Origin of the sequence: Thiomicrorhabdus sediminis (assembly GCF_005885815.1) — a bacterium.
GTDB lineage: Bacteria > Pseudomonadota > Gammaproteobacteria > Thiomicrospirales > Thiomicrospiraceae > Thiomicrorhabdus > Thiomicrorhabdus sediminis.
This window is the reverse complement of sequence record NZ_CP040602.1, coordinates 391,537-414,418: the sequence shown is the minus strand read 5'-3', so window position 1 is coordinate 414,418 and position 22,882 is coordinate 391,537. Positions and strand designations below refer to the sequence as shown.

Annotated in this window: 22 protein-coding genes; 10 read left to right on the top strand and 12 right to left on the bottom strand. The window is 44.9% G+C overall.

Features of this window, described 5'->3' with window-relative positions; all coding sequences use genetic code 11:
- Positions 1-23 precede the first annotated feature (23 nt).
- Together FE785_RS01855 and FE785_RS01850 are read right to left on the bottom strand one after the other, a co-directional pair.
- Complete coding sequence (locus FE785_RS01855) at positions 24-368, bottom strand: ribulose bisphosphate carboxylase small subunit (RefSeq protein WP_138563647.1); 345 nt, start codon at positions 366-368, stop codon at positions 24-26.
- Positions 369-418: 50 nt separating this feature from the next.
- Entirely contained in the window at positions 419-1,834 is a 1,416-nt protein-coding gene (locus FE785_RS01850) for a form I ribulose bisphosphate carboxylase large subunit (protein WP_138563645.1), read from the bottom strand.
- 305 nt (positions 1,835-2,139) lie between these two features.
- Between FE785_RS01850 and msrP the strand changes: the two genes are divergently transcribed.
- Together msrP and FE785_RS01840 are read left to right on the top strand one after the other, a co-directional pair.
- Positions 2,140-3,063: a protein-methionine-sulfoxide reductase catalytic subunit MsrP gene (gene msrP, locus FE785_RS01845; RefSeq protein ID WP_138563847.1), complete on the top strand. Its 924-nt coding sequence runs from the start codon at positions 2,140-2,142 to the stop codon at positions 3,061-3,063.
- Positions 3,064-3,111: 48 nt separating this feature from the next.
- A complete protein-coding gene (locus FE785_RS01840) occupies positions 3,112-3,714 on the top strand; it encodes a protein-methionine-sulfoxide reductase heme-binding subunit MsrQ (protein WP_138563845.1) in 603 nt (200 codons plus the stop codon).
- A gap of 38 nt (positions 3,715-3,752) precedes the next feature.
- Here FE785_RS01840 and FE785_RS01835 read toward each other — a convergent pair whose 3' ends face one another.
- From FE785_RS01835 to FE785_RS01815, 5 genes are all read right to left on the bottom strand, one after another.
- Positions 3,753-4,487 carry a glutathione S-transferase gene (locus FE785_RS01835; protein WP_238696308.1) on the bottom strand — a complete coding sequence of 245 codons (735 nt, stop codon included), beginning with the start codon at positions 4,485-4,487 and terminating at the stop codon, positions 3,753-3,755.
- A 35-nt stretch (positions 4,488-4,522) separates the two neighbouring features.
- Entirely contained in the window at positions 4,523-4,972 is a 450-nt protein-coding gene (locus tag FE785_RS01830) for a GGDEF domain-containing protein (RefSeq protein ID WP_138563843.1), read from the bottom strand.
- Complete coding sequence (locus FE785_RS01825; protein ID WP_138563841.1) at positions 4,945-5,652, bottom strand: GGDEF domain-containing protein; 708 nt, start codon at positions 5,650-5,652, stop codon at positions 4,945-4,947. The genes FE785_RS01830 and FE785_RS01825 overlap by 28 nt, the downstream gene beginning before the upstream one ends.
- Before the next feature lie 432 nt (positions 5,653-6,084).
- Positions 6,085-7,722 carry a chaperonin GroEL gene (groL, locus tag FE785_RS01820; protein ID WP_138563839.1) on the bottom strand — a complete coding sequence of 546 codons (1,638 nt, stop codon included), beginning with the start codon at positions 7,720-7,722 and terminating at the stop codon, positions 6,085-6,087.
- A gap of 62 nt (positions 7,723-7,784) precedes the next feature.
- Positions 7,785-8,075 carry a co-chaperone GroES gene (locus FE785_RS01815; protein WP_138563837.1) on the bottom strand — a complete coding sequence of 97 codons (291 nt, stop codon included), beginning with the start codon at positions 8,073-8,075 and terminating at the stop codon, positions 7,785-7,787.
- A gap of 372 nt (positions 8,076-8,447) precedes the next feature.
- On the opposite strand from FE785_RS01815, the gene FE785_RS01810 reads away from it, so the two are divergent.
- The gene (locus tag FE785_RS01810; protein WP_168188890.1) at positions 8,448-11,072 is read left to right on the top strand and encodes a methyl-accepting chemotaxis protein; all 2,625 of its coding nucleotides are present in this window, start codon (positions 8,448-8,450) and stop codon (positions 11,070-11,072) included.
- A gap of 90 nt (positions 11,073-11,162) precedes the next feature.
- Here FE785_RS01810 and proB read toward each other — a convergent pair whose 3' ends face one another.
- The 4 genes from proB to rplU form a co-directional block, all read right to left on the bottom strand.
- Positions 11,163-12,284 carry a glutamate 5-kinase gene (gene proB, locus FE785_RS01805; RefSeq protein ID WP_138563833.1) on the bottom strand — a complete coding sequence of 374 codons (1,122 nt, stop codon included), beginning with the start codon at positions 12,282-12,284 and terminating at the stop codon, positions 11,163-11,165.
- A 27-nt stretch (positions 12,285-12,311) separates the two neighbouring features.
- Positions 12,312-13,406, bottom strand: a complete 1,095-nt coding sequence (gene cgtA / locus FE785_RS01800) for an Obg family GTPase CgtA (protein ID WP_138563831.1) — start codon at positions 13,404-13,406, stop codon at positions 12,312-12,314.
- Between the two features lie 183 nt (positions 13,407-13,589).
- Complete coding sequence (rpmA, locus tag FE785_RS01795) at positions 13,590-13,847, bottom strand: 50S ribosomal protein L27 (RefSeq protein WP_138563829.1); 258 nt, start codon at positions 13,845-13,847, stop codon at positions 13,590-13,592.
- Positions 13,848-13,925: 78 nt separating this feature from the next.
- A complete protein-coding gene (rplU, locus tag FE785_RS01790; protein WP_138563827.1) occupies positions 13,926-14,240 on the bottom strand; it encodes a 50S ribosomal protein L21 in 315 nt (104 codons plus the stop codon).
- 412 nt (positions 14,241-14,652) lie between these two features.
- Here rplU and ispB point away from each other — a divergent pair, with 412 nt between their 5' ends.
- Positions 14,653-15,618, top strand: a complete 966-nt coding sequence (gene ispB / locus FE785_RS01785) for an octaprenyl diphosphate synthase (RefSeq protein ID WP_138563825.1) — start codon at positions 14,653-14,655, stop codon at positions 15,616-15,618.
- Positions 15,619-15,657: 39 nt separating this feature from the next.
- Here the strand turns inward: ispB and FE785_RS01780 are convergent, their stop codons facing one another.
- Complete coding sequence (locus FE785_RS01780) at positions 15,658-16,281, bottom strand: hypothetical protein (RefSeq protein ID WP_138563823.1); 624 nt, start codon at positions 16,279-16,281, stop codon at positions 15,658-15,660.
- Positions 16,282-16,548: 267 nt separating this feature from the next.
- On the opposite strand from FE785_RS01780, the gene FE785_RS01775 reads away from it, so the two are divergent.
- The 6 genes from FE785_RS01775 (at position 16,549) to FE785_RS01750 (ending at position 22,882) form a co-directional block, all read left to right on the top strand.
- Positions 16,549-17,934, top strand: coding sequence for a patatin-like phospholipase family protein (locus FE785_RS01775; RefSeq protein ID WP_138563821.1), 1,386 nt, complete (start codon positions 16,549-16,551; stop codon positions 17,932-17,934).
- A 347-nt stretch (positions 17,935-18,281) separates the two neighbouring features.
- Positions 18,282-18,815 carry a diaminobutyrate acetyltransferase gene (ectA, locus tag FE785_RS01770; protein WP_138563819.1) on the top strand — a complete coding sequence of 178 codons (534 nt, stop codon included), beginning with the start codon at positions 18,282-18,284 and terminating at the stop codon, positions 18,813-18,815.
- A gap of 12 nt (positions 18,816-18,827) precedes the next feature.
- Positions 18,828-20,087 (top strand): diaminobutyrate--2-oxoglutarate transaminase, encoded by a 1,260-nt coding sequence (ectB, locus tag FE785_RS01765; protein WP_138563817.1) that lies wholly within the window; start codon positions 18,828-18,830, stop codon positions 20,085-20,087.
- Positions 20,088-20,092: 5 nt separating this feature from the next.
- Positions 20,093-20,485 (top strand): ectoine synthase, encoded by a 393-nt coding sequence (locus FE785_RS01760; RefSeq protein ID WP_138563815.1) that lies wholly within the window; start codon positions 20,093-20,095, stop codon positions 20,483-20,485.
- 76 nt (positions 20,486-20,561) lie between these two features.
- Positions 20,562-22,013: an aspartate kinase gene (locus tag FE785_RS01755; protein ID WP_138563813.1), complete on the top strand. Its 1,452-nt coding sequence runs from the start codon at positions 20,562-20,564 to the stop codon at positions 22,011-22,013.
- Positions 22,001-22,882, top strand: coding sequence for a tetratricopeptide repeat protein (locus FE785_RS01750; protein WP_138563811.1), 882 nt, complete (start codon positions 22,001-22,003; stop codon positions 22,880-22,882). The genes FE785_RS01755 and FE785_RS01750 overlap by 13 nt, the downstream gene beginning before the upstream one ends.

The following is a 22,882-nucleotide window of genomic DNA, read 5'->3' as shown; positions in this document are numbered from 1 at the left end:
CCTTAAATTCCAGAAAAAATGGATTACATGCCTCTTGGACGGTAAACCACGAAGTTGTGCCCTTGACACTGTGTATAGTTATCGTAACCAATCAAACGGATTAGGTGATTTGGGTACGCTGCACGACAAGCATCTAGCTCTGCCAATACTTCGTTTGGATCACGCATACCGAAGAATGGTAGCTTCCACATACCCCAGTAGTGAGCTGAAGCGCTTTCTGGTGCTTCGTGCTCAAGAGCCGGAGTCCAACCCTGGTTGATGATATATACGATCTGCGCATAGATCTCATCCGCTGTTAGGTCTGGAAGGAATGAGAAAGTTTCTAGCGTATACTTTGTACGGTAGTCTTCTGTTTGAATCATTGACATTTTATATTCTCCTTAATTCGGTTCGAATTCGGTAATTAACCCGTGGCTAATTACTGAACGTCCAATTTATCAACTGTGTCGAACTCGAACTTGATCTCTTTCCAAGTCTCTAGAGCTACGGCTAGTTCGTTAGAGTGACGAGCTGCATCACGTAGGATATCCCCACCTTCGCGCTCTAGGTCACGTCCTTCGTTACGTGCTTTAACACACGCTTCTAGCGCAACACGGTTAGCCGCAGCACCCGCAGCGTTACCACCTGGGTGACCCTGTGTACCACCACCGAACTGAAGAACTGAGTCATCACCGAAGATGTTTACAAGTGCTGGCATGTGCCATACGTGGATACCACCTGAAGCAACGGCGAATACACCCGCCATTGAACCCCAGTCTTGGTCGAAGAATACACCGCGTGAACGGTCTTCTGGTACGAATGCTTCACGTAACTGATCTACGAAACCTAGCGTTGACGCACGGTCACCTTCCAGCTTACCTACAACGGTACCTGTATGTAGGTGGTCACCACCTGACAAACGTAGACACTTCGCTAGTACGCGGAAGTGGATACCGTGGTGTGGGTTACGGTCAATTACCGCGTGCATCGCACGGTGAATGTGTAGAAGCATTCCGTTTTCACGACACCAGTTTGCTAGTGTTGTGTTCGCTGTAAAACCAGCTGTTAGGAAGTCGTGCATGATGATCGGCTGACCTAGTTCTTTGGCGAACTCAGCACGCTTCATCATTTCTTCAACAGTACCAGAAGTAACGTTTAGGTAGTGACCTTTACGCTCACCTGTTTCAGCTGTCGCTTTATCTACCGCTTCCGCTACAAACTCAAAACGATCACGCCAGCGCTGGAACGGCTGTGAGTTGATGTTTTCATCATCTTTAGTTAAATCTAGACCACCACGTAGACACTCATATACCGCACGACCGTAGTTCTTAGCAGATAGACCTAGCTTAGGCTTGATTGTACAACCTAGCATTGGACGACCGTACTTGTTTAGCTTGTCACGCTCAACCTGGATACCTGATGGAGGTCCCATACATGTCTTGATGAACGCCATTGGGAAACGGATATCTTCTAGACGAAGAGAACGTACCGCTTTAAAGCCGAATACGTTACCAACAAGTGATGTTAGTACGTTTACTACTGAACCTTCTTCGAATAGGTCTAGTGGGTAAGCGATAAACGCGTAGAATGCTGACTTGTCACCAGGAACGTCTTCAATTCGGTAACAACGACCTTTGTAGAATTCCATGTCTGTCAATAGGTCTGTCCATACTGTTGTCCATGTACCTGTTGAAGACTCAGCAGCTACCGCAGCAGCCGCTTCTTCACGTGGTACACCTTCTTGTGGGATAACTTTGAAACACGCCAATAGGTCTGTGTCTAATGGAACATAATCTGGAGTCCAATAAGTCAACTGGTAGTCTTGTACACCAGCGTCAAAAGTTTTACTAGCCATAAATGTTCTCCTCATTTTATGGAGTGGGTTGAACGAAAAATAAAGCCTAATAATAATGAGATGCGACTCATTTGACTAATTGAAAGAAATGATTAACCTTATAGATTAGAATCTATACAAGAAGGAAATGAGTAGTGATGCGTATATTAGTATCAGGACTGTTTCTTATATGTCTGTACTCATTTAAAAAAATGGTTTTCAGAGTTTACCCAATTCAAAACAAAAAAGACAAATAAAATATTGTTTTTGTAATTTTTTTTGTTAATCAAGGTCTATTAAATTAACTAATAACTGAGATTCTATCGATGCCATTTAAGCACTTAACAAACACTAAACTTAGTGAAAACCAGGTGACGGACGAGTCGCTATACATCAATCGTCGCCAACTGATAAAGTCCGCTCTGACTGTTGGATTATTCGCCAGCTCATCTCCTGTTTGGGCATTACAATTCACTCGCAATAATCAGTACTCCGCCAATCTTGCACTGACCGACCCGGAACACGCACTCAAATATAATAACTTCTATGAACTGGGCACAGACAAGTCTGACCCATATCGTTACGCCGATAGATTAAAGACCGATGGCTGGACTGTTGAAGTTACTGGCGAATGCCTCAAACCGCAGACATTTAATATGGATGACCTGTATCAATTTACACAGGAGGAACGCATCTATCGTTTTCGCTGCGTTGAAGGCTGGTCAATGGTCGTACCTTGGATTGGTTTTCCTCTCGCCAAACTACTTAAACAGGTTGAACCAACCTCCAAAGCCAAATATGTTGAGTTTGTCAGTATATATGACCCGAAAAATCTACCCGGACAAGAATACCGCGTTTTGGACTGGCCTTACCGTGAAGGGCTACGCATGGACGAGGCCATGCACCCCTTAACATTGATGGCTACCGGCATCTATGGCAAAGAACTGCCTAATCAAAATGGCGCACCAATTCGCTTAGTCGTTCCTTGGAAATATGGTTTTAAAAGCAGCAAATCGATTGTGCAAATACGCTTAGTTGAAAAGCAACCAACGAGCAGCTGGATGGCAGCGACCCCATCCGAGTATGGTTTTTATTCAAACGTAAACCCGAATGTCGCGCATCCGCGCTGGTCACAGGCAAAAGAGCGCCCACTCGGCTCGTTTTTTAGAAAACCGACATTGATCTTCAACGGTTATGCCGATCAGGTCGCACAGCTATACACAGGCATGGACTTAAAGAAATATTTCTAGTTATGATAAACACAACAGCCTATAGACAACAAAGGATACGGCGCTGACATGAATAGCCTATGGCGAATTGTATTACTAAGCCTGCTCTGCAGCATTCCTGCTTTGGATTTGGGCTGGCGCTTCTATCACTTTGATCTCGGCGCCAACCCGGTTGAAACACTACAGCACACCACTGGCGATTGGGCACTGTATTTTTTGCTCGCCACCCTCAGCATCACGCCCATCAACAACCTGCTGCGACCAAGATGGTCGAACTTCCTTGCCATGCATTTAACACGCAGAGTCCTCGGTTTATCGGCATTCTGCTACGCCGTTCTTCACCTACTCGCCTATTGGTTTTTTGACTTGGAACTGTCACTGCCGCTACTAGTGGAAGACGTTTTGGAAAGACCGTTTATCTTAATGGGCATGCTGGCCTTGATACTACTGATACCGCTAGCCATGACTTCGACTGCAGCATGGCAGCGTCGCTTGAGACAACGCTGGCAGTCTTTGCATAAGCTGGTTTACCCGATCACCCTACTGGCCATCATTCATTATGTCATGCTGGTCAAAGCGGATCTATTTCAACCCTTATTAATGCTACTGATTTTCAGTGTACTGATGCTGTTACGCAATAAAAGCCTACTGAAAAATTTAAGCCAACGCTAGACCGAAACGGAGCCTTGATTATTCAACACGATGCGTACTTAAGCCAGCGCTTTATCGCTGAATTGATTTTTGGTCTGCAACCCCGGTTCATCGACCCAAAGCGGGTTATGCCCCTGCTGCCATACCGGACGGTTTTTCATCACCGCTTGAAATGCCTCAGAATTCAGCCAACCGTTCAGCCACATTTTTAGAAATGGATAGTCCGTTTGAGTAAACCACGCCTTGTCGACATTGGCGAACTGGCGAATAAAGGTCACCGTTGCCATATCGGCCATCGACATTTGATTATTCACTAAACCGGCAACCTCTTCTGGCGGCAATTGATAAGCAGCTAACTTCTGTTCGATTCTGTCGAGCAAAAAACAGCCTTGCTGACGATAATATTCGGCACTGAACTCAGGATGACGATCGGCATATTTGTATTTATCCAGCCACGGTTTGAATTGATTATCGCAAACATCAATCCAGTCCGAGACCTCTTTAGCGAGAATAGGGTTATCGGCAAAGGTAAATTCATTGCGTCCGGCGCTTTGCAATGCCCACAGCATAATGTCTCGGGACTCATCAATAACATCATTATTCGGCAGCACCAATACCGGCACGGTAGCCTTTGGCGATGCGATCAACATCGGCTCGGGCTTGTCCCAAAAGACGATTTCACGCTGCTCGATTCGCAAGGCGGAAAAATAAATCGCCAAACGTGCTCTCATGGCATAGGGACAGCGTCGATAAGAATATAAAACGGGATAAGACATAGGCTCATTATAACTCATCAACAGCCTCATTCTTGGAACCTAAAGGGATTTATTTAACGCGCTCTTAGCGCAGCTTTATTGCGCTGTTTGATTTCATACATCATATGGTCCGCTTGCTTGATAAGGGTATCGGGATCCAGTTCACTGCCATCGATTATCACACTCCCTATACTCGGCGGCACATCCAACTGCAACTGTTCTATCTGATATTTTTGATTCAATCTATCCTGATAACGGGCCGTAGCGGCTTGCAAACTTTTTACCGCAGTGACTTGGTCGTGTCCAAGCTCATTCAAAATCACAATAAACTCATCCCCACCCAAACGGATCAGAATATCTTCAACTCGAGACAACTCAATCAATCGGTTGCTGAATTGTTTAAGCACCACATCACCGATTTCATGCCCATAGTTATCATTTACCGGTTTGAATGATTCAGATCCATATACAACATGGCTGAAAACGCCCCACGGCGCTAATAGCGTTCGATGCTTTTCGGCAATTCCGTTTTCAGTACACGCCGATTACCCAATCCGGTTAACTCATCTCGCAGACTCTCTGCATGCAAGCGTCCCAGCAAACGCTGCTGAATGGTGACGTAGCGGAGAATCAGCGCCATGACCATGACCCATAAAAACGTTACCACCACGGCTTGGAAAGTCGCTACCTGCTGAAAATCTCGTCTTGCTGCATCATAGACTTGGGAATCCTTCACCACAACCAAACGCCAACCAGTACCTGGTACCATTGCATCATAGGCGATATTGGCAATAGACTCGTTACTCAGGAAATAACCGATTTTAAAATCGTTTGTGGCACGCACCGCCTTTTCATAAAGCTCGATCAGATATTTTGAGTCCTGGCGAATCAGATATGAAGTATGCGACGACAACTTATGGTTTACCAAGACTTGGCGTAGGATTTCCGCGTTGAAACTGGCAAAAAACAGTAGATTATCGCCAAAAATGTCGGTTGGAAACATCATGTCAAAATGAACGCGTTCGAACTGCGGGTGCAACACCGGTTTATAGCTAAAATGCCCTCCGGACACAGCCTCATCAAAAGCATGACCGATATCCGCAACGCACGCTGAACCCAGTTCGATGTAATAAGGACTACCGAATTGTTCGCCGTCACGGTTGACTAAAAAGAAATCCTGAACATCTGGAAAAAACAGCTTCAAATCATTGAAATACCTCTCCGTAAGCTTCGGGCAATATTGAACCTGTTCAAACTATCCAATAGATTGACGTTTTTTGACAAGGCGTGCATCTGTTGACGGATACGGACAATTTCAGCAGACAACTCATTGGTAACCAGCTGCCTTGCTTGTCGATTAATATTTGCTGTTGTTGATCAAAACCTTGGATTGCGGTCTGATAACGTAAAGAAATCACATAGAGGATTGCCAACAGCATCACGAGCGTGAAAGCAAAAAATACTCGCAACTTGAAACTGGACTTAAACAAAAGGCTTATTCCTTATAGATTCCGTAAAACGCCCACCCAGAATAACCAGCCCGCAAAGCGTTGACAAGGGTATAAAAAGGTAAAAAAATAAAAAACCCGCCGAAGCGGGTCTTTACTAATCACAATTACTTATAAAAGAATTGGAATTACATCATGCCACCCATTCCCTGAGTGTAACCTTGTGCCGCCGCATCCGCTGCTGGATCAGCACTGTCAGAATCGGCAATTGCGGCACCTGTGGTCAATACCAGACCGGCCACCGACGCAGCGTTCTGAATTGCAGAACGCGTTACTTTCGCAGGGTCGATGATACCGGCTTCGATCATATCGACATATTCTTCTTTGGCGGCGTCGAAACCGAAGTTACCTTCACCTTCAAGCACCTTATTAACAATCACAGAACCTTCAAGACCACAGTTTGCAGCGATCTGACGCATTGGCTCTTGCATCGAACGCAAAGCAATTTGGATACCTACATTCTGATCATCGTTATCCCCTTCAACGGTAACTTTTGATGAAGCACGAACCAGCGCAACACCACCACCAGGCACAATACCTTCTTCAACCGCGGCACGCGTTGCGTGCAATGCATCGTCAACACGATCCTTCTTCTCTTTCATTTCCATTTCAGTGGCGGCACCAAGCTTGATAACGGCAACACCACCGGCAAGCTTCGCTAAACGCTCACCCAGTTTTTCCTTGTCGTAGTCAGAAGTAGAAGCATCTTGCTGCGCCTTGATTTGCGCGCAACGAGCATCGATATCTTCTTTCGCACCGTTACCGTCGATTAGTTTAGTCGTATCTTTACCAACAACCGCCGACTTGGTTTCACCAAGAACATCTAAAGTGATCGCATCTAGAGACAGACCCACTTCTTCAGAAATAACAGTACCACCAGTCAGGATGGCCATATCTTGCAGCATGGCTTTACGACGCTCACCAAAACCAGGAGCCTTAACCGCCGCAACCTTAACGATACCGCGCATATTGTTGATAACTAGCGTCGCCAGAGCTTCACCATCAACGTCTTCGGCAATAATCAATAGAGGACGACCTGTTTTTGATACCGCTTCCAGGGTTGGTAGCAAATCACGGATATTTGAGATTTTCTTATCGTGCAACAGGATGTATGGATTTTCCAATTCAGCAACCATCTTGTCCTGGTTGTTGACGAAATATGGTGATAGGTAACCACGATCGAATTCCATACCTTCAACGACGACTAGCTCATCCTGCAAAGAAGAACCTTCTTCAACAGTGATAACACCTTCAGTTGACACGCGCTCCATCGCCTCGGCGATCATCTTGCCTACTGCCGAATCAGAGTTAGCTGAAATCGTACCAACCTGAGCGATAGATTCAGTAGTTTTACATGGAACAGACATACCTTGAAGCTCTGCAACAACCGCTTCAACCGCTTTATGAATACCACGGTTCAAATCCATCGGATTCATACCCGCTGCAACCGATTTCATCCCTTCACGAACAATCGCTTGCGCTAGAACTGTCGCAGTGGTTGTACCGTCACCAGCCACATCGTTGGTCTGAGATGACACTTCTTTAACCATCTGCGCACCCATATTCATAAACTTGTCTTCAAGTTCGATCTCACGTGCAACCGATACACCATCCTTAGTCACTGTTGGCGCACCAAAAGTTTTTTCTAGAACAACGTTACGTCCTTTTGGACCTAGTGTCACTTTAACTGCATTAGCAAGAATGTTGATACCATCAACCATTTTCTCACGAGCGTCTAAACCAAACTTAACGTCTTTAGCTCCCATAATATTTTCCTTTCTTTAATTCTTTTGAATGATTTGATTCTGATTTAATTCAATTCACTGAATTAGTCAACGATCGCAATAATATCGTCTTCACGCATAATCATTAGAGGCTCACCATTGTCGTCTTTCACCTCTTGACCAGAATACTGACCAAACATCACCTTATCGCCAACCTTAACAGTCATAGCGATAATTGAACCTGAATCAGATGCTTTACCTGGACCTACGGCAACCACTTCACCCATGTTCTGCTGTTCTTGTGCAGAACCAGGAAGCAAGATTCCGCCAGCTGATTCTTTTTTCTCTTCTACGCGACGGATTACAACGCGATCTTGTAAAGGCTTAATATTCATTGAAGTCTCCTGAATTTTAAAATTTCAAAAAGTACAAATTTAAATACTTGCTGTGCTTTATTTCTCCACCGCACAAACAACTATTTTTAACAAAATTAGCACTCTCATATTTAGAGTGCTAACAATTGTAGTCATTCGCAAAAGCATGTCAACTAGATAAGGCCAAAGATTTTGTTTTCAAGCCTTTGATTCAAAAAAATAAACCCATCGCAACATCCTGAAAGGGGTTAACAGCTATAACCCCGTCTGACCTAACGACATAAGAAAACTCTAATACATTGTTTTTTTTATGGTTATCACTAGATAAAGCTTGCATTTAGAGCTATTGTTTTAATGTGAGTAAGAATGACAAACCTTTTCAAAGGAGCCGCCATGTTAAAACGCTTCAAACTATCCCACCTTCTTCTAACCAGCTTCAGCCTGATTAGTGCTTTAATTCTTATTATCTCTTTAATGGGCTATTCAAGCACCAAAGAACTGAAGGGCATTCTCGATTACATCAGCGGCCCGGCTTGGGATACCGCAGATGGAGCTATGGAAGGAGCTATCGGGATAGAAAAACAAATGCTGTCGATGGAGAACTACCTCGATGATATCAATAACAGCAAAGCGCTTGAAAAGTTTGAAGCTGCCCTAGCCATAGAGAAGGAATCGCTTGACAGAATGTCTAATACAGGACAAATAAATAGCGAGTCAATCGAACAATTAAACCTAGCAAGAGCAAACTTTCGCCAAGCGAGTGAAAAACTTCAAGAGGATTATCGCCAATTTACCGAAAGTGAAATACAACGACACCAAACTTATGAGGTGCTATTAAAAAGCCTAGATGAAATCGAAGCATTGGGTGATGGATATGTCGACGTATTCGCTGAACAACCTGACAGCTTGGTAAGTTGGAACAGCGGGCTAAATAAAGCATGGACAATGGCAGACGGCATTATGGAATATCGCATTCTAATGCTAACACGCGGCGGCTACTATCAAGCACTGCTTCGCACCAAGGATTTTGCCAAATACTTGCCACTAATTAAAGAACCTTTAACCGATATTAACGCCATCCTAGAAGAATTAGGCATTACCCAGGGTCAACCAATCACAGAAGATCTGGATAACTACAAAATCCAAAGCGGTGCCTTGGCAGGACAGACTTTTGCTGAGACCTTAATGAATGGCACCAAGCAAAACGTCTCGACTTTTGATAACGCAATTAGCAAACTAAAAGCTCTAGAGAACTCTTATAAGGATTACCAGGCAGCTAGCGAAGAACTATTGGAAACTATTGAACATGTTAAAGACCTGGCAGACGGTAAGGTATTCAACGCCATAGATGTTGTCGATGACATATTCGCTGAAATTACCGCTAAACTTATAGTAGCTGTTGTCATAGCCCTACTCTTAAGCATTGCCGTCTCATTTTTAATTATTCGTCTTGTTTTGAACAACACCAAGGATGCCAAGAACTTGGCCCACTCGATTTCAAGTGGTAATCTAAGCAACCAAATTCAGGGTAGTAGCAAAACTGAATTCGGTTCCTTAATGCTTGAACTTAGTGCCATGCAGGACTCCCTCAAGCAATCACGCGATGAAATGCAATCTCATCTTAATGAATCAAAGCTCATTGTTGATGCGCTAGACAATGCTTCAGCCAATGTAATCATTGCCAACAATGATGAGAAAGTTGTATTTGTTAACCAACAGATGAAACAATTGGTCGATGCGAACCGCAACGAGTTTGCGAGCAAGATCAAAGGTTTGCAAAACGATGGCAAAATTGAAGAAACCGATATCTTCAAGCAATTGAAAATTTCCTGCCAAACTACTCAGCAAACCATTCATATAGGCAGCCTGACCATAGAGCTGAGTAGCCAGGCGATTCATAATGTACAACAAGAATTAATCGGTTATTTCACCGAATGGAAAAACGTCACCCATACACTAGCTATTGAACAACAGGTTAAGCAACTCATTGCAGCAGCCTCTCAAGGTAAACTCGACCAACGTTTGGATACCGACCACCTAGACGGTTTCTTACTGGAGCTTGGTAATGGCATTAACAGCATGATGCAGAATATCCAGCACAGCTTGAAAAGCTTTATTACCGCGGCCAGCCAATTAAGTGAAGGTGATTTGACCGCCCATGTAGACCAAAAACTGGAAGGTGAATTAAAAATTTTCAAAGACTCTTTGAATCAGGCGACCGCCAATATCGCCTCGCTGGTCAGTGATATCCTGCAAACCGCCGACCAAGTAAACACCACGGCAAACAATATCATGAGCGCCAACCGAGAAGTTAACCAGATCACCCAGGCCAATGCCGCCTCGGTTGAACAGACCGCGGCATCACTTGAACAAATGACCAGCTCCTTGAAACAGTCGGCCGACTTTACCAAGCAGGTCAATGACAGTTCTACCGGCACGGTAAACAAAGCGCAATCGAATACACAGGTTGTCGAACAGAGTGTCGCCGCAATGCATTCGATTAAAGAGGTGAGTGTAAAAATCGATGGCATTACCAATTTGATTGACTCGATTGCTTTCCAGACCAATCTACTTGCACTGAATGCCGCGGTTGAAGCGGCACGTGCTGGCGAACATGGGCGTGGTTTTGCGGTGGTCGCCGGCGAGGTCAGAAACCTTGCGCAAAAATCTGCCGAAGCCGCCAAGGAGATCAAACAACTGGTCGCTGAGGTTAACACCAAGGTGGAGTCAGGCACCAACCTGGTGGAAACCACCAGTACCGTAATGGCGGATATTATCAATGAGATTCAAAATGTCGGCGGCATGATCGAAGAAATCGCCAAATCCTCTAACGAACAGGAAAAAGGCATTCTTCAAGTCAATCAGGCGGTCTCCACATTTGATACCTCAACGCAAAAAACCGCTGCGATGATCGATGACACTTCGGCAAGCTCGCAGGAGCTTAATAGAATGGTTGAAGAGTTACGCGACAAGCTACAACAATTCAAGCTACCCAATCAATTAACGCATCTTGATTAAAATGGACTGAATCAAAGCTTGTGTCATTAAATTTATCCAATAAAAAAGGCGCTTAAAGCGCCTTTTCTGTATTTTTAAGCAATATTGAACTTAACCTACTACGAGATTATCGCGATGAATCAGTGATTCATCTTCCACAAAGCCTAGAATCTCTTCAATCTGGTTGCTCGGCTTACCGATAATCTTCAAGCTCTCCACCGCCGAATAATTGGCTAGACCACGAGCGATTTCCATACCTTGCTCATCAACACAAACCACCATTTCACCACGTTGAAATTCGCCGTTGAGTGTTTTCACTCCAATCGGCAATAAACTCTTACCTGATGCCTGAAGCACCTTAACCGCACCGGCATCCAATACCAACTGACCTTTTGCCTGCAAGTGGCCGGCCAACCATTGACGACGCGCACTCAACGGCTCCAAATCAGGAACCAGCAAGGTGCCAAAAGACTGACCACTATACAACTTGGTAAGAATACCGGCTTCACGACCCGAAGCGATCATGGTTGCCGTACCGGAACGTGCCGCACGCTTGGCCGCCATTACTTTGGTATACATACCGCCCTTACCGAGCGCCCCACCTTCGGGGCTTGCCATCGCTTCAATATCTTTACGGCTGACTTGCGCTTCGGAAATCAATTGCGCTTGCGGATTCGTTCGTGGGTTATCATCGTACAACCCCTGCTGATCGGTCAAAATAACCAGCACGTCGGCAGAAATCAAATTAGCCGTCAAGGCAGCCAAGGTATCGTTATCGCCAAAACGGATTTCATCGGTCACAACCGTGTCGTTTTCATTGATAATCGGCACAACGCCATATTCCAGCAGCGTTTCCACCGTACCTTTAACATTCAGATAACGTTTACGATTAGACAGGTCGTCATGAGTCATAAGTATCTGCGCAGTATGAATATCGTATTTGGCAAACTTCGACTCATAAGCCTGAATCAACCCCATCTGACCGACAGATGCCGCCGCCTGCAACTCGTTCAACACTTTAGGACGCGTACTCCAACCCAAGCGTTTCATGCCTTCAGCGACCGAACCGGAAGAGACAATAACCACCTCGACCCCTTGAGACTTTAGCTCGACAATCTGTTCAACCCAGTGCGCCAGTGCTTCCTTGTTCAAACCCTGGCCGTCATTGGTTAATAAAGCACTGCCGATCTTAACGACCCAGCGTTTGGTATTTTTTAACTCAGAGCGTTGCATGCCTGATTCTTGCCTCAATCAAAAAAATTAAAAATCGAAATCTTCTTCAACCGTTGCACGCTGGCTCATCGCCGCTTGCTGCTGTTCTTGTTCTTGCTGCTCTAATGCCGCTTGGCGATTCTGCTCCAGAGCATAGGCAATATCATTAACCAACTTATCGGTACCGGCACGCTGCACCGCAGAAATCTGATAAACCGGTCCTTGCCAATCAATATCGGCAACAATTTGGTTACACAATTCTTCGACTTCTTCATCAAGCAATAAGTCGGTTTTGTTCAATACCAACCAGCGCTCTTTGCCGCTTAGTTCTTCACTGTACTTAAGCAACTCCTGTTGAATGACGCGAATCGATTCTACCGGGTCAGATTCGTCCATTGGTGCAATATCGACCACATGCAAGAGTAGACCGGTACGAGAAAGGTGCTTCAAGAACTGCACACCCAACCCCGCGCCTTCCGCGGCACCTTCTATCAAGCCTGGAATATCGGCGATCACAAAACTGGTTTCCGGCGACACACTGACCACGCCCAAATTAGGGTATAGCGTAGTAAATGGATAATTAGCCACCTTCGGACGCGCCGCCGATACCGCAGAAATCAAGCTCGATTTACCGGCATTTGGCAAACCCAACAAACCGACATCGGCTAACACCTTAAGCTCAAGACGTAAATCCAACTCTTCGCCAGGCTCTCCCGGAGTACATTGGCGTGGAGTTCGGTTTTTACTGCTCTTGAAGTGTATATTTCCCAAACCATGACGTCCGCCTGCGGCAACCAATAGCTTTTCACCGTGCTCAAGCAGATCACCGACCACCTGATCAGAATCGATATCAACCACTGTGGTGCCGACCGGAACCGGAATCACCAGATCATCTCCGGCGGCACCGGTTTTCTGCTGTCCCATACCGGTTTGACCGTTTTGCGCTCGATAGTTTTTGGTATATCGGAAATCCACCAAGGTATTCAGGTTACGGTCAGCAAGCAGATAAACACTACCGCCGTCACCGCCGTCACCACCGTTTGGCCCACCAAAAGGAATGTATTTCTCGCGGCGGAAACTCACCACACCATTACCACCACGCCCTGCTTCTACGTGAATAACAGCTTCATCAACAAATTGCATCAATACATCCTTTAGTTTTACCTGGTGTTGCCTGCCTACTAATGACAAGCGGAAATTGCCAATATTTTATCAGAGCTAAATTTTAAAAGTTAATTACCGCCAACCTGCATCGATAATTATTTATTTCACAAACAAAAACGCCCCGACGAAGCGGGGCGTTTTTCAACAGTATGGAAAACTGAATTATTCAGCTACAACTGTTACGTAAGTACGTACTGGCTTACCTTTAGTAACAAAGGTAACGGCACCGTCTGCCTTAGCAAACAAAGTGTCATCCTTACCGCGACCTACATTGTCACCCGCATGGAACTTAGTTCCACGTTGACGAACAATAATGCTTCCAGCTGAAACTTGCTGACCACCAAATGCTTTCACACCTAGTCGTTTGGCATTAGAATCGCGACCGTTTTTAGTACTACCTGCTGCCTTCTTATGAGCCATGGTATAGTCCTTTTGTTTACCGTGTTACCCCCTCTTCAGAAGTAACCCCGGCTTTTGATTCAAATTACTGTCAAAAAATTAAGCTGAAATCTTACCGATTTTCACTTCAGTGTAGTTTTGACGGTGGCCTTGCTTAGTTTTCGATCTGTTCTTACGACGACGGAATTTGATGATGGTTACTTTTTTACCACGACCGTTTGCTTCAACGGTTGCAGAAACTTTAGCACCTTCAACTACAGGCGTACCAACTTTAACATCAGCGCCTTCACCTACCATCAATACTTCGTCAAATTCAACTGCATCACCAACTTCTGCATTCAGAGACTCGATGCGCAATACTTGACCTTCTTGAACTCGATACTGCTTACCACCGGTTTTAATTACTGCGTACATTTACAATTCTCCCGGATATCTTAAATCTTTTTAATAAGCCGCTAATTTAGCGAAAGCGGAATTATATAGGCTTTTATAGGTAAGGTCAAAATAATTTAATGAAATATTTACAGTTTTTCCGGATATTGCTTCAAGACATCTGCCTTCAACCATCTTACTCAACTAAATATTTGATATATCAGGTGCTTTTAGCAGTGGCTATAACAGATAATTTATGCACTAAAGGCAACTTATCCTCTCGATAAATTGCGCATCAATAATGGCGCTGCTTGAGAGTAGAAAACGCTCTTATTTTAACGGCTTTTTATTAAATCGGATAATCACTTAGGGGATTTGCTAGCGTCATGCTCTTATTCATACTAAAATAGCGGCTTTGAATTCAACGAATAAGCGCCCATTAGGCCTAAACTCTATGACATTAGCCGAAATACGACAATTAATCCAAGACGATATTAAAGCCGTTGACCAATTGATTCTAGAACGTTTGTCCTCTGATGTGGTGCTGATCAATCAAATTGGCCACTATATTATTAATAGTGGCGGCAAACGCTTGCGTCCTTTGCTGGTATTACTCAGTGCACGCGCTTGCGGCTATCAAGGTAAAGACCATCAATTGATGGCCGCGGTGATAGAGTTTATCCATACCTCAACCTTATTACACGATGATGTGGTTGATGAATCGGACACTCGCCGTGGCAATAAAACCGCAAATGAAGTTTGGGGCAATGCCGCCAGCGTTCTGGTTGGCGACTTCCTCTACTCCCGCTCATTTGAAATGATGGTTGAACCGGGCATTTTAAAGATTATGCAGGTTATGTCCGAGGCGACCAATGTCATCGCTGAGGGCGAAGTACTGCAACTGCTAAACTGTCACGATGCCGACACCACTGAACAGCGCTACATGGAAGTCATTCACCGCAAAACCGCCAAGCTATTTGAAGCGGCTACTCACATGGGGCCGATTCTTGCCGATAAACCGGAACTGGAACAAGCCTTTATAACTTATGGCAAACATCTTGGCGCCGCCTTCCAATTGATTGATGACGCTTTGGACTACACCGCCAATGAAGAAGAGTTAGGCAAAAACATCGGTGACGACTTGGCCGAAGGCAAGCCGACCTTACCATTGATCTATGTACTGCAACATGGCAACGATACTGAAAAAGAGATTATCAGACGCGCTATTGAAGAAGATGGAATTGAGCTTTTAACAGAAGTGACCAAAATCATTCAGGCGTCAGGTGCAATCGATTACACCAAGAAGCTGGCGCAACAAGAAGCGGAAAAAGCCAAACAGGCACTAAGGGTTCTGGAACAATCGAAATTAAAGCAGGCCCTGCTTGCTTTAAGTGATTTAGCCGTTAACCGTAACCATTAAACCTGCCTAAAAACGTTTACACCTCGCTAATAAAAAAAATTAACGAGGTGCTTTAATGTGATTCTTACTCAATAACTTACTGTGCTTTCTATACTCTTCACGCAGCGCTTCGGCCTCTTCGCCTTCATCGATAAGCATCAATTTTCGCTCTAGCTCTAGATGCATTTCTTCAAGCACACGCTTATAGAGATCCAAGTTACCCAACTTGGTCTTGCTCCAATCAATGCGGCGCATCATCCAACGCACCATAAAGCGCACGATATGGCATTGATCTTTACTCGAGTAGAGCAGTTCAGGTACAGGTCTATGGCCATGCAGACGCTCGACCACAATACGCTGTTCTGAATTGATTGGGCGGATGCGGATAAACCCATTATTATCATCATTCAAACTGGTACTGTAGAAAACGCGTACAACCTTATTCATACTGAATATGGCTTTAGAAAGAATGGTCGATTCCGGCTTGCCGTTAACACCAACGGTAAAGATAAAAATATTCTGCGTCATAATCTGACGGAAGAAATTTTCTACCTCATCGAAGGGAACAGGCTGATTCCTTTCATGCTCCAAAGCAACCTGACGCTCAATCTGATGCGCCTGCTTTTCCAAACGCTTAAAGAAGTATTTAATCGCCGGTGTAATAGGCTGTTGTTTTGATCTCATCTACTTAGTACCTCTAATCTAAGTAACGACCGTTTTGTTAATAAATAAAGCACATTTTGGATTTTTTTATAAAAAGCCAGACAAACAATATCCGCCTACTTAAAACACATCCCATTTAACCATTTGAATTAAGTGATAATTTAAGCGCTGAAATGATAAAACCCGCAGCAATGAAAAACATTGTGACAGCTCAACAAAATAGGTTTTAATAGTCATATTACTTATCACTACACAAATCGCTATCAACTCAATTTCAAAGAACATTAGATGAACTTAAATACCGCCGCCAGATTGCTACCACTGACTACCGATTATTTGCAACGCCTGCTTTTATTACCTTTAGTCATTGCCATGGCTATATCTAGCGGATGTTCTTCTTATGGCACTATCAGCAACCCGCCCGCGCTTAGTGATACTCGGAATGACTATTCGATTGAATCGGTATTAAAAAACAAACCGCAAGGCAAACTGACACTGCTACTCGCTTTTTCCGGCGGAGGCACCCGAGCCGCCGCTTTGTCCTATGGTGTACTGGAAGAACTTAACGCCACCCAATTAACAATAGGCGACCAAACCATTAACCTATTGGATGAAGTCGATATTATCAGCTCCGTTTCCGGCGGCAGCTTTACCGCCGCTTATTACGGCTTACATGGTAAAAAGACCTTTACCGAATTCAAATCGGCGATGCTCTATAAAGACATTGAAAACCAGTTAATCGACGGTGCTCTCAGCGTCAGCCAATGGTTCAGCAGCAAAAGCCGAACCGATATGGCAATTGATTATTACAATCGTGAAATTTTCAATTATGCCAGTTTTGCCGATTTACAAAACTCTCACAGCCCGCTGATTCTCATCAATGCTTCCGACCTAAGTAGCGGCGCACGCATCAGTTTCACCCAAGAATACTTTGATCTGATCTGCTCCAAGCTGAACCACTTTCCCATTGCCAAAGCGGTTGCCGCTTCCAGCGCGGTACCACTGGTATTCAACCCGATTGTATTGAAGAACTACCGCCCTTGCGATATCGGCATTGCCAATCGTTTAATGCAGCAAACATCCGCTGACCATAATTATGAGCTGCAGCAGACCATCAACACCTTGACCCCTTACCTCAATGACAACTTACCTTACCTTCATATTGTCGATGGCGGCATTACCGACAATCTTGGCTTACGGGCAATCTACGATGTCATCGAGCTTTCTGGAGGCGTGCAGGCTTTTTTAGGCCACGTCGATAAAGCCATCACTGCGCAAATTGCGGTCATTGTTGTTGATGCGGCCACCCAGCCGCAAAACACCATCAGCATGACCAACCAGCCCCCCACAATCAAACAGACATTACAAACCATCAACGACATCCAGATTCATCGCTACAACAGTTCGACCATCACCCTGTTTTCACAAAGTTTGAATAACTGGAAAAACCAACTGTCCAGCTCTCAAACGATCGATCCCTATCTGATCCAGCTGAACTTTTCACAACTGCCAAGCGCACGGATTCGTGACCAGTTCAATCAAATTCCTACCAGTCTGAGCCTACCGAATGAACAGGTGGAACAACTTATTTCCGCGGGTCGCATGCTATTGAGAAATCACCCACAATTCAAAGCCTTAATAGCCTCTTTGCGCGACAAAAAAACACAAAAATGAACAAATTCAGCAACTTACATTTCACATAAGGTTGCAATTTCCCCCTGCAATTTGTTATCCTAAATAAGAACCCATTAATATTAAGTTCAGCTATCTTATATCTGATTGTAGACACTACAATTTGTTTTGCGTTTAGGCGCCCCCTTTTTTCAGGCCACTGTTGGTCAAGTCTAATCCAGAGGATACGTCCCGAGGAATCAATCGTTTGGCGTTGCTTTATGCTGTTTCAATTACGAAACTGGCAGCTATTCGCATCCGTCAAAAATCTCCCTTTAACCAACTCAGCTGTACGAGTTATTCGATTGATTGAATTTCAACCTAATAACAAGAAGAACATCTAGATTATTATGGAGACTCACCCCCAAAATTCTAAAGTAGTTTTTAGATCCCCCAATTTAGAGGATGGCGCTGCCATTCACCAATTAATTATGGATTCCCCACCACTGGACGTGAATTCCAGCTACCTCTATATGCTTCAAGCGACCCATTTTGCAGATACCTGCTTGGTGGCCGAGGTCGGTCAGCGCATTGTTGGTTTTGTCTCGGGCTATATGCGCCCTGACGACAAGGATTCGTTGTTTGTCTGGCAAATTGCCGTATCCGAATCCATGCGCGGCCAAGGCTTAGCCCAGAAAATGCTAAAAGCCCTGCTGAAAAATGTCTGCGAGCAGCAAAGCGTTGGCAAATTATGCTGCACCATAAGCCCGACAAATCTGGCTTCACAATCTTTATTCAAGCGTTTTGCCGCCAACTACGAGCTTGATATTCGTGTAGAAGATTTTATCGAGCCAAATCACTTTGGTAACGCTCAGCATGAGGCTGAACAGCTCTACACGATTTCACAATCCAATAACGACAACTTGAATTCAATTCAGTTTTAGGAGAACCCAATTATGTCTTTAGAATTATTTAACCAATATGAATCGGAAGTACGTGGCTATATCCGCTCTTTTCCAACCGTTTTCGAAAAATCGAAAATGGCTGAGATCTGGGATGAAGAAGGCAAACGTTATGTCGACTTTTTTGCCGGTGCCGGTGCATTGAACTACGGTCACAACAACCCAATCATTAACGATGCGATTATCAGCTATCTACAAAATGACGGTATCGGTCACGCTTTGGATATGGCGACCGTTGCCAAGCGTAACTTTATCAACGCGTTTGTTGAAAACATCCTTAAGCCACGCAACATGGACTATATTCTGCAGTTTGTTGGCCCAACAGGAACCAACGCCATTGAAACCGCACTGAAAATCGCCCGTAAGGTGAAAGGCCGTAAGCAGGTAATGTCATTTACCAACGGTTTCCACGGTATGTCGATGGGGTCTTTAAGTATTACCGGTAACAGCTACTATCACGATGAACACTACGGTGTTCCTGGCTATACCTATCAGGTACCTTTCCACAACTACCTAGGCGACAAGGTCGATACCATCGCTTATTTACGCAAGATCCTTGAAGATGCGTCAAGTGGTACCGAGCTGCCGGCGGCGATTGTGTTGGAAACGATCCAGGCCGAAGGCGGGATTAACGTTGCTGGAGAACAGTGGTTAAAAGACCTGCGTCAAATCTGTGACGATTTCGACATTCTGATGATTGCCGATGAAATCCAAGTTGGTAACGGTCGTTCAAGCGATTTCTTCAGTTTCGAACGTGCCGGCATACAGCCGGATATCATCACCCTATCGAAATCTATCGGTGGCGGTCATCCGATGTCAATGGTACTAATGAAACCGCAATTAGATAAGTGGAGTCCAGGTGAACACTCTGGGACATTCCGTGGTAACAACCTAGCATTTGTGGCAGCGACCCAAGCGATTGAAAACTTCTGGGCGAATGATGATTTCCGTCAGCAGCTAAAAGCGAAGTCGAACCTGGTTCAATCTCGTATGGAAAAGTTGGCGCTGAACTATCCTTATCTGATTCGTGAAATTCGCGGACACGGCATGATTTGGGGTGCGGAGTTCAAGCAACCTGAACTGACCTCTCATGTGTGTGCACAAGCGTTTGAAGACGGCCTGGTTATAGAAACCGCCGGTGCCGATGGAGAAGTCATCAAGTTCTTAGGACCTCTGGTTATCAGCGAAGAGTTGATCAATGAAGGTTTCGACATCCTTGAACAAGCCATCGACAAAGTGATCAACAAAGGATAATTCAGATGATTGTAAAAAACCTATACGACGATGTAATTGGTACCGACGCCGATGTCGACAGCGCGCAATGGAATAGCCGCCGCCTTTTATTAGCCAAGGACGGCATGGGCTTTTCTTTGCACGACACCATTATCAAAGTCGGTGAAGACCTGCACCTTTGGTATAAGAACCACCTGGAAGCCGTCTACTGCATTTCTGGTGAAGGCCAGATATACGACAAGGCAACCGGCATCACTCACGAGATTCGTGAGGGAACTGTTTATGCGTTGGATCAGCATGATCAGCATATTCTTAGCGCCAACAAAGGTGTTGAGATGCGCATGGTTTGCGTCTTCAACCCTCCGGTAACCGGTCGTGAAACACACGATGCCGACGGTTCATATAACCTACCGGAATAGCTCTTGTAGCCAGCTACCCAAGCAAGCGTTTGAACCACGCTTGCTCAATCCATTCACAAAAAAATACTAAAAGATCATGTCTGAAAAAACTCCTACCAGTACCCCACTCAGTGTTGAGAAGATTGGTGGCACCTCGATGTCCGATTACCAAGCGGTGCGTGACAACATTATTCTCTACCCTGAAAACCCTTACCGCAGAATTATTGTGGTGTCAGCCTATGGCGGCGTTACCAATGACCTGCTGGAACATAAAAAATCCGGTAAGCCAGGCGTTTACGGGCTATTTGCCAATGATGATACCGATGCTAATTGGCAAGTGGCTCTGCAAGAGCTAGGCAATAAACTCAATGAGATCAATGCCACCCTATTTGATCATCCCCCGACGCTAGTGAAAGCCAATGCATTTATCAATCAGCGCATTCAAGAAACCGAACAGCTGTTGAGCTATCTGCAGGACCTGTGCACCCACGGTCATTTCTCGTTGACCGAACACCTGCTCACGGTTCGAGAACTGCTTGCCAGCTTAGGTGAAGCACACAGTGCCTACAACCTAAGTGAACTGCTTAACAATGCCGGCATCAATGCGCGTTTTGTCGATTTAACCGGCTGGCAAAGCGATTCACCACAGCCGATGGATGATGTCATCAAAGAGAAATTTGCCAATATCGACTTGGATAAAGAACTGCCGATCGTTACCGGTTATACCCACTGTACCGAACATTTGATGAAAACCTATGATCGTGGTTACAGTGAAATGACCTTTAGTCGTATTGCCGTTTTATGCAATGCCAGCGAAGCGGTGATCCATAAGGAATACCATTTGAGCAGTGCCGACCCGCGCTTAGTCGGTGAAGACAATGTGGTGCCGATTGGTCGAACCAATTATGACATCGCCGACCAACTTGCCAATCTTGGCATGGAGGCGATTCACCCTAAAGCGGCAAAAGGCCTGCGCCAGGCTCAAATTCCTTTGCGCATCAAAAACACCTTTGAACCGGAGCACCACGGTACATTAATTACCGAGGACTACCGTAGCGACAACCCACAAGTTGAGATTATCGCCGGTTTATCGCGTTTGATTGCGGTGGAGATTTTCGATCCGGAAATGATGGGAGAACAAACTCAATACGAGCGTCAGATTTTAGATATCACCGATCGTTTGAAATGCGACTTGATTAATAAAGACTTCAATGCCAACACCATTACGCTTTATCTGAACGACTCGCTGAAAAAAGTGAACCGTCTGAAAAAGCAACTGCAAAATCTATTACCATCTGCCAGTATTCAAACCAGCAAAGTCGCTTTGGCTTCAGCAATGGGCAGTGATATGCGCATCAAAGGCTTTTTACACACGGCGGTGCAGGCGCTTTATCAACAAGATATCAATATTGAGGCGATTCATCAAAATACCCGACAAGTTGAAATGCAGTTCTTTGTCAGCGAACAAGACTACGAGAAAACCATCTCGGCGATGCATAAGAACTTAATTGAAGTGCATAATCATGGGAGCGCAATATGCGAGCACTAGGTTTATCTTTATGGTTGTCGACACTGTTATTGTTGGTCCCTATTGGCGGTTATGCGGCAGAAACGCTGCACAACAAACAGACCCAAGATGTAGAAAACATCAAAGAGCCGATCTATAACCCTTTTATAGAGCGTTATGTACTTGATGAACTAAAAATCTTGCGTACCGATATGAATAATCTTCATGTCGACCTGACCAAAGAGATTACCAATCGTGATATCGGTTTGACCACCCGTGCAGTCGGTTATGCGACCGATACAGTCACCTATTTTTTCTATCTGATTGCCGGTATCAGTTCGGTATTGGTGTTATTGGGCTGGAATTCGATTCGTGACATCAAAGACAAGGTGCACAATCTTGCCGATGCAAAAGTCAGCGAAGTCATCGATGTCTACGAGGAACGCTTGGCGAAACTTGAAGAGGAACTGCATCGCAAATCGAAAGGTTTGAGCAATGCACATAAGCAGATCTCACAGCATCAGGATATCCATAGTCTCTGGCTGAAAGCCGGTCAAGAAACCTTGACCAATAACCGTATCAAGATTTATGACCAGATTCTTGCCATGGACCCGGAAAATGTCGAAGCACTGACTTATAAAGCCGACGCCGCTTTGGAAATGGATGAACCACAATGGGCGATCAACCTGTGTCAAAGGGCTCTGGAAATCGAACCTGAACATCGCCACGCCTATTACCAAATGGCTGGCGCCTATGCCTTAATGGATCAACCTAATGAGGCATTGGACTACTTGGAATTGGCCTTGAAAGACTCTGATGTTCAAGCCGAAGAAGTGCTCAATGACTCGGCCTTTATCAGCCTCAAGGATTTACCCCGTTTTAAAGAGCTATTACATATTGATGCGGATTAA

Excerpts from the sequence above, each read along its gene's own strand:
- ispB (WP_138563825.1), top strand. The coding sequence starts at position 14,653 with ATGACATTAGCCGAAATACGACAATTAATCCAAGACGATATTAAAGCC.
- FE785_RS01750 (WP_138563811.1), top strand. The coding sequence starts at position 22,001 with ATGCGAGCACTAGGTTTATCTTTATGGTTGTCGACACTGTTATTGTTG.
- FE785_RS01850 (WP_138563645.1), bottom strand. The coding sequence starts at position 1,834 with ATGGCTAGTAAAACTTTTGACGCTGGTGTACAAGACTACCAGTTGACT.
- msrP (WP_138563847.1), top strand. The coding sequence starts at position 2,140 with ATGCCATTTAAGCACTTAACAAACACTAAACTTAGTGAAAACCAGGTG.
- groL (WP_138563839.1), bottom strand. The coding sequence starts at position 7,722 with ATGGGAGCTAAAGACGTTAAGTTTGGTTTAGACGCTCGTGAGAAAATG.
- ectB (WP_138563817.1), top strand. The coding sequence starts at position 18,828 with ATGTCTTTAGAATTATTTAACCAATATGAATCGGAAGTACGTGGCTAT.
- FE785_RS01780 (WP_138563823.1), bottom strand. The coding sequence starts at position 16,281 with ATGAGATCAAAACAACAGCCTATTACACCGGCGATTAAATACTTCTTT.
- FE785_RS01760 (WP_138563815.1), top strand. The coding sequence starts at position 20,093 with ATGATTGTAAAAAACCTATACGACGATGTAATTGGTACCGACGCCGAT.
- proB (WP_138563833.1), bottom strand. The coding sequence starts at position 12,284 with ATGCAACGCTCTGAGTTAAAAAATACCAAACGCTGGGTCGTTAAGATC.
- FE785_RS01775 (WP_138563821.1), top strand. The coding sequence starts at position 16,549 with ATGAACTTAAATACCGCCGCCAGATTGCTACCACTGACTACCGATTAT.
- rpmA (WP_138563829.1), bottom strand. The coding sequence starts at position 13,847 with ATGGCTCATAAGAAGGCAGCAGGTAGTACTAAAAACGGTCGCGATTCT.
- FE785_RS01840 (WP_138563845.1), top strand. The coding sequence starts at position 3,112 with ATGAATAGCCTATGGCGAATTGTATTACTAAGCCTGCTCTGCAGCATT.
- FE785_RS01810 (WP_168188890.1), top strand. The coding sequence starts at position 8,448 with ATGTTAAAACGCTTCAAACTATCCCACCTTCTTCTAACCAGCTTCAGC.
- FE785_RS01855 (WP_138563647.1), bottom strand. The coding sequence starts at position 368 with ATGTCAATGATTCAAACAGAAGACTACCGTACAAAGTATACGCTAGAA.
- cgtA (WP_138563831.1), bottom strand. The coding sequence starts at position 13,406 with ATGCAATTTGTTGATGAAGCTGTTATTCACGTAGAAGCAGGGCGTGGT.
- rplU (WP_138563827.1), bottom strand. The coding sequence starts at position 14,240 with ATGTACGCAGTAATTAAAACCGGTGGTAAGCAGTATCGAGTTCAAGAA.
- ectA (WP_138563819.1), top strand. The coding sequence starts at position 18,282 with ATGGAGACTCACCCCCAAAATTCTAAAGTAGTTTTTAGATCCCCCAAT.
- FE785_RS01835 (WP_238696308.1), bottom strand. The coding sequence starts at position 4,487 with ATGAGTTATAATGAGCCTATGTCTTATCCCGTTTTATATTCTTATCGA.
- FE785_RS01755 (WP_138563813.1), top strand. The coding sequence starts at position 20,562 with ATGTCTGAAAAAACTCCTACCAGTACCCCACTCAGTGTTGAGAAGATT.
- FE785_RS01815 (WP_138563837.1), bottom strand. The coding sequence starts at position 8,075 with ATGAATATTAAGCCTTTACAAGATCGCGTTGTAATCCGTCGCGTAGAA.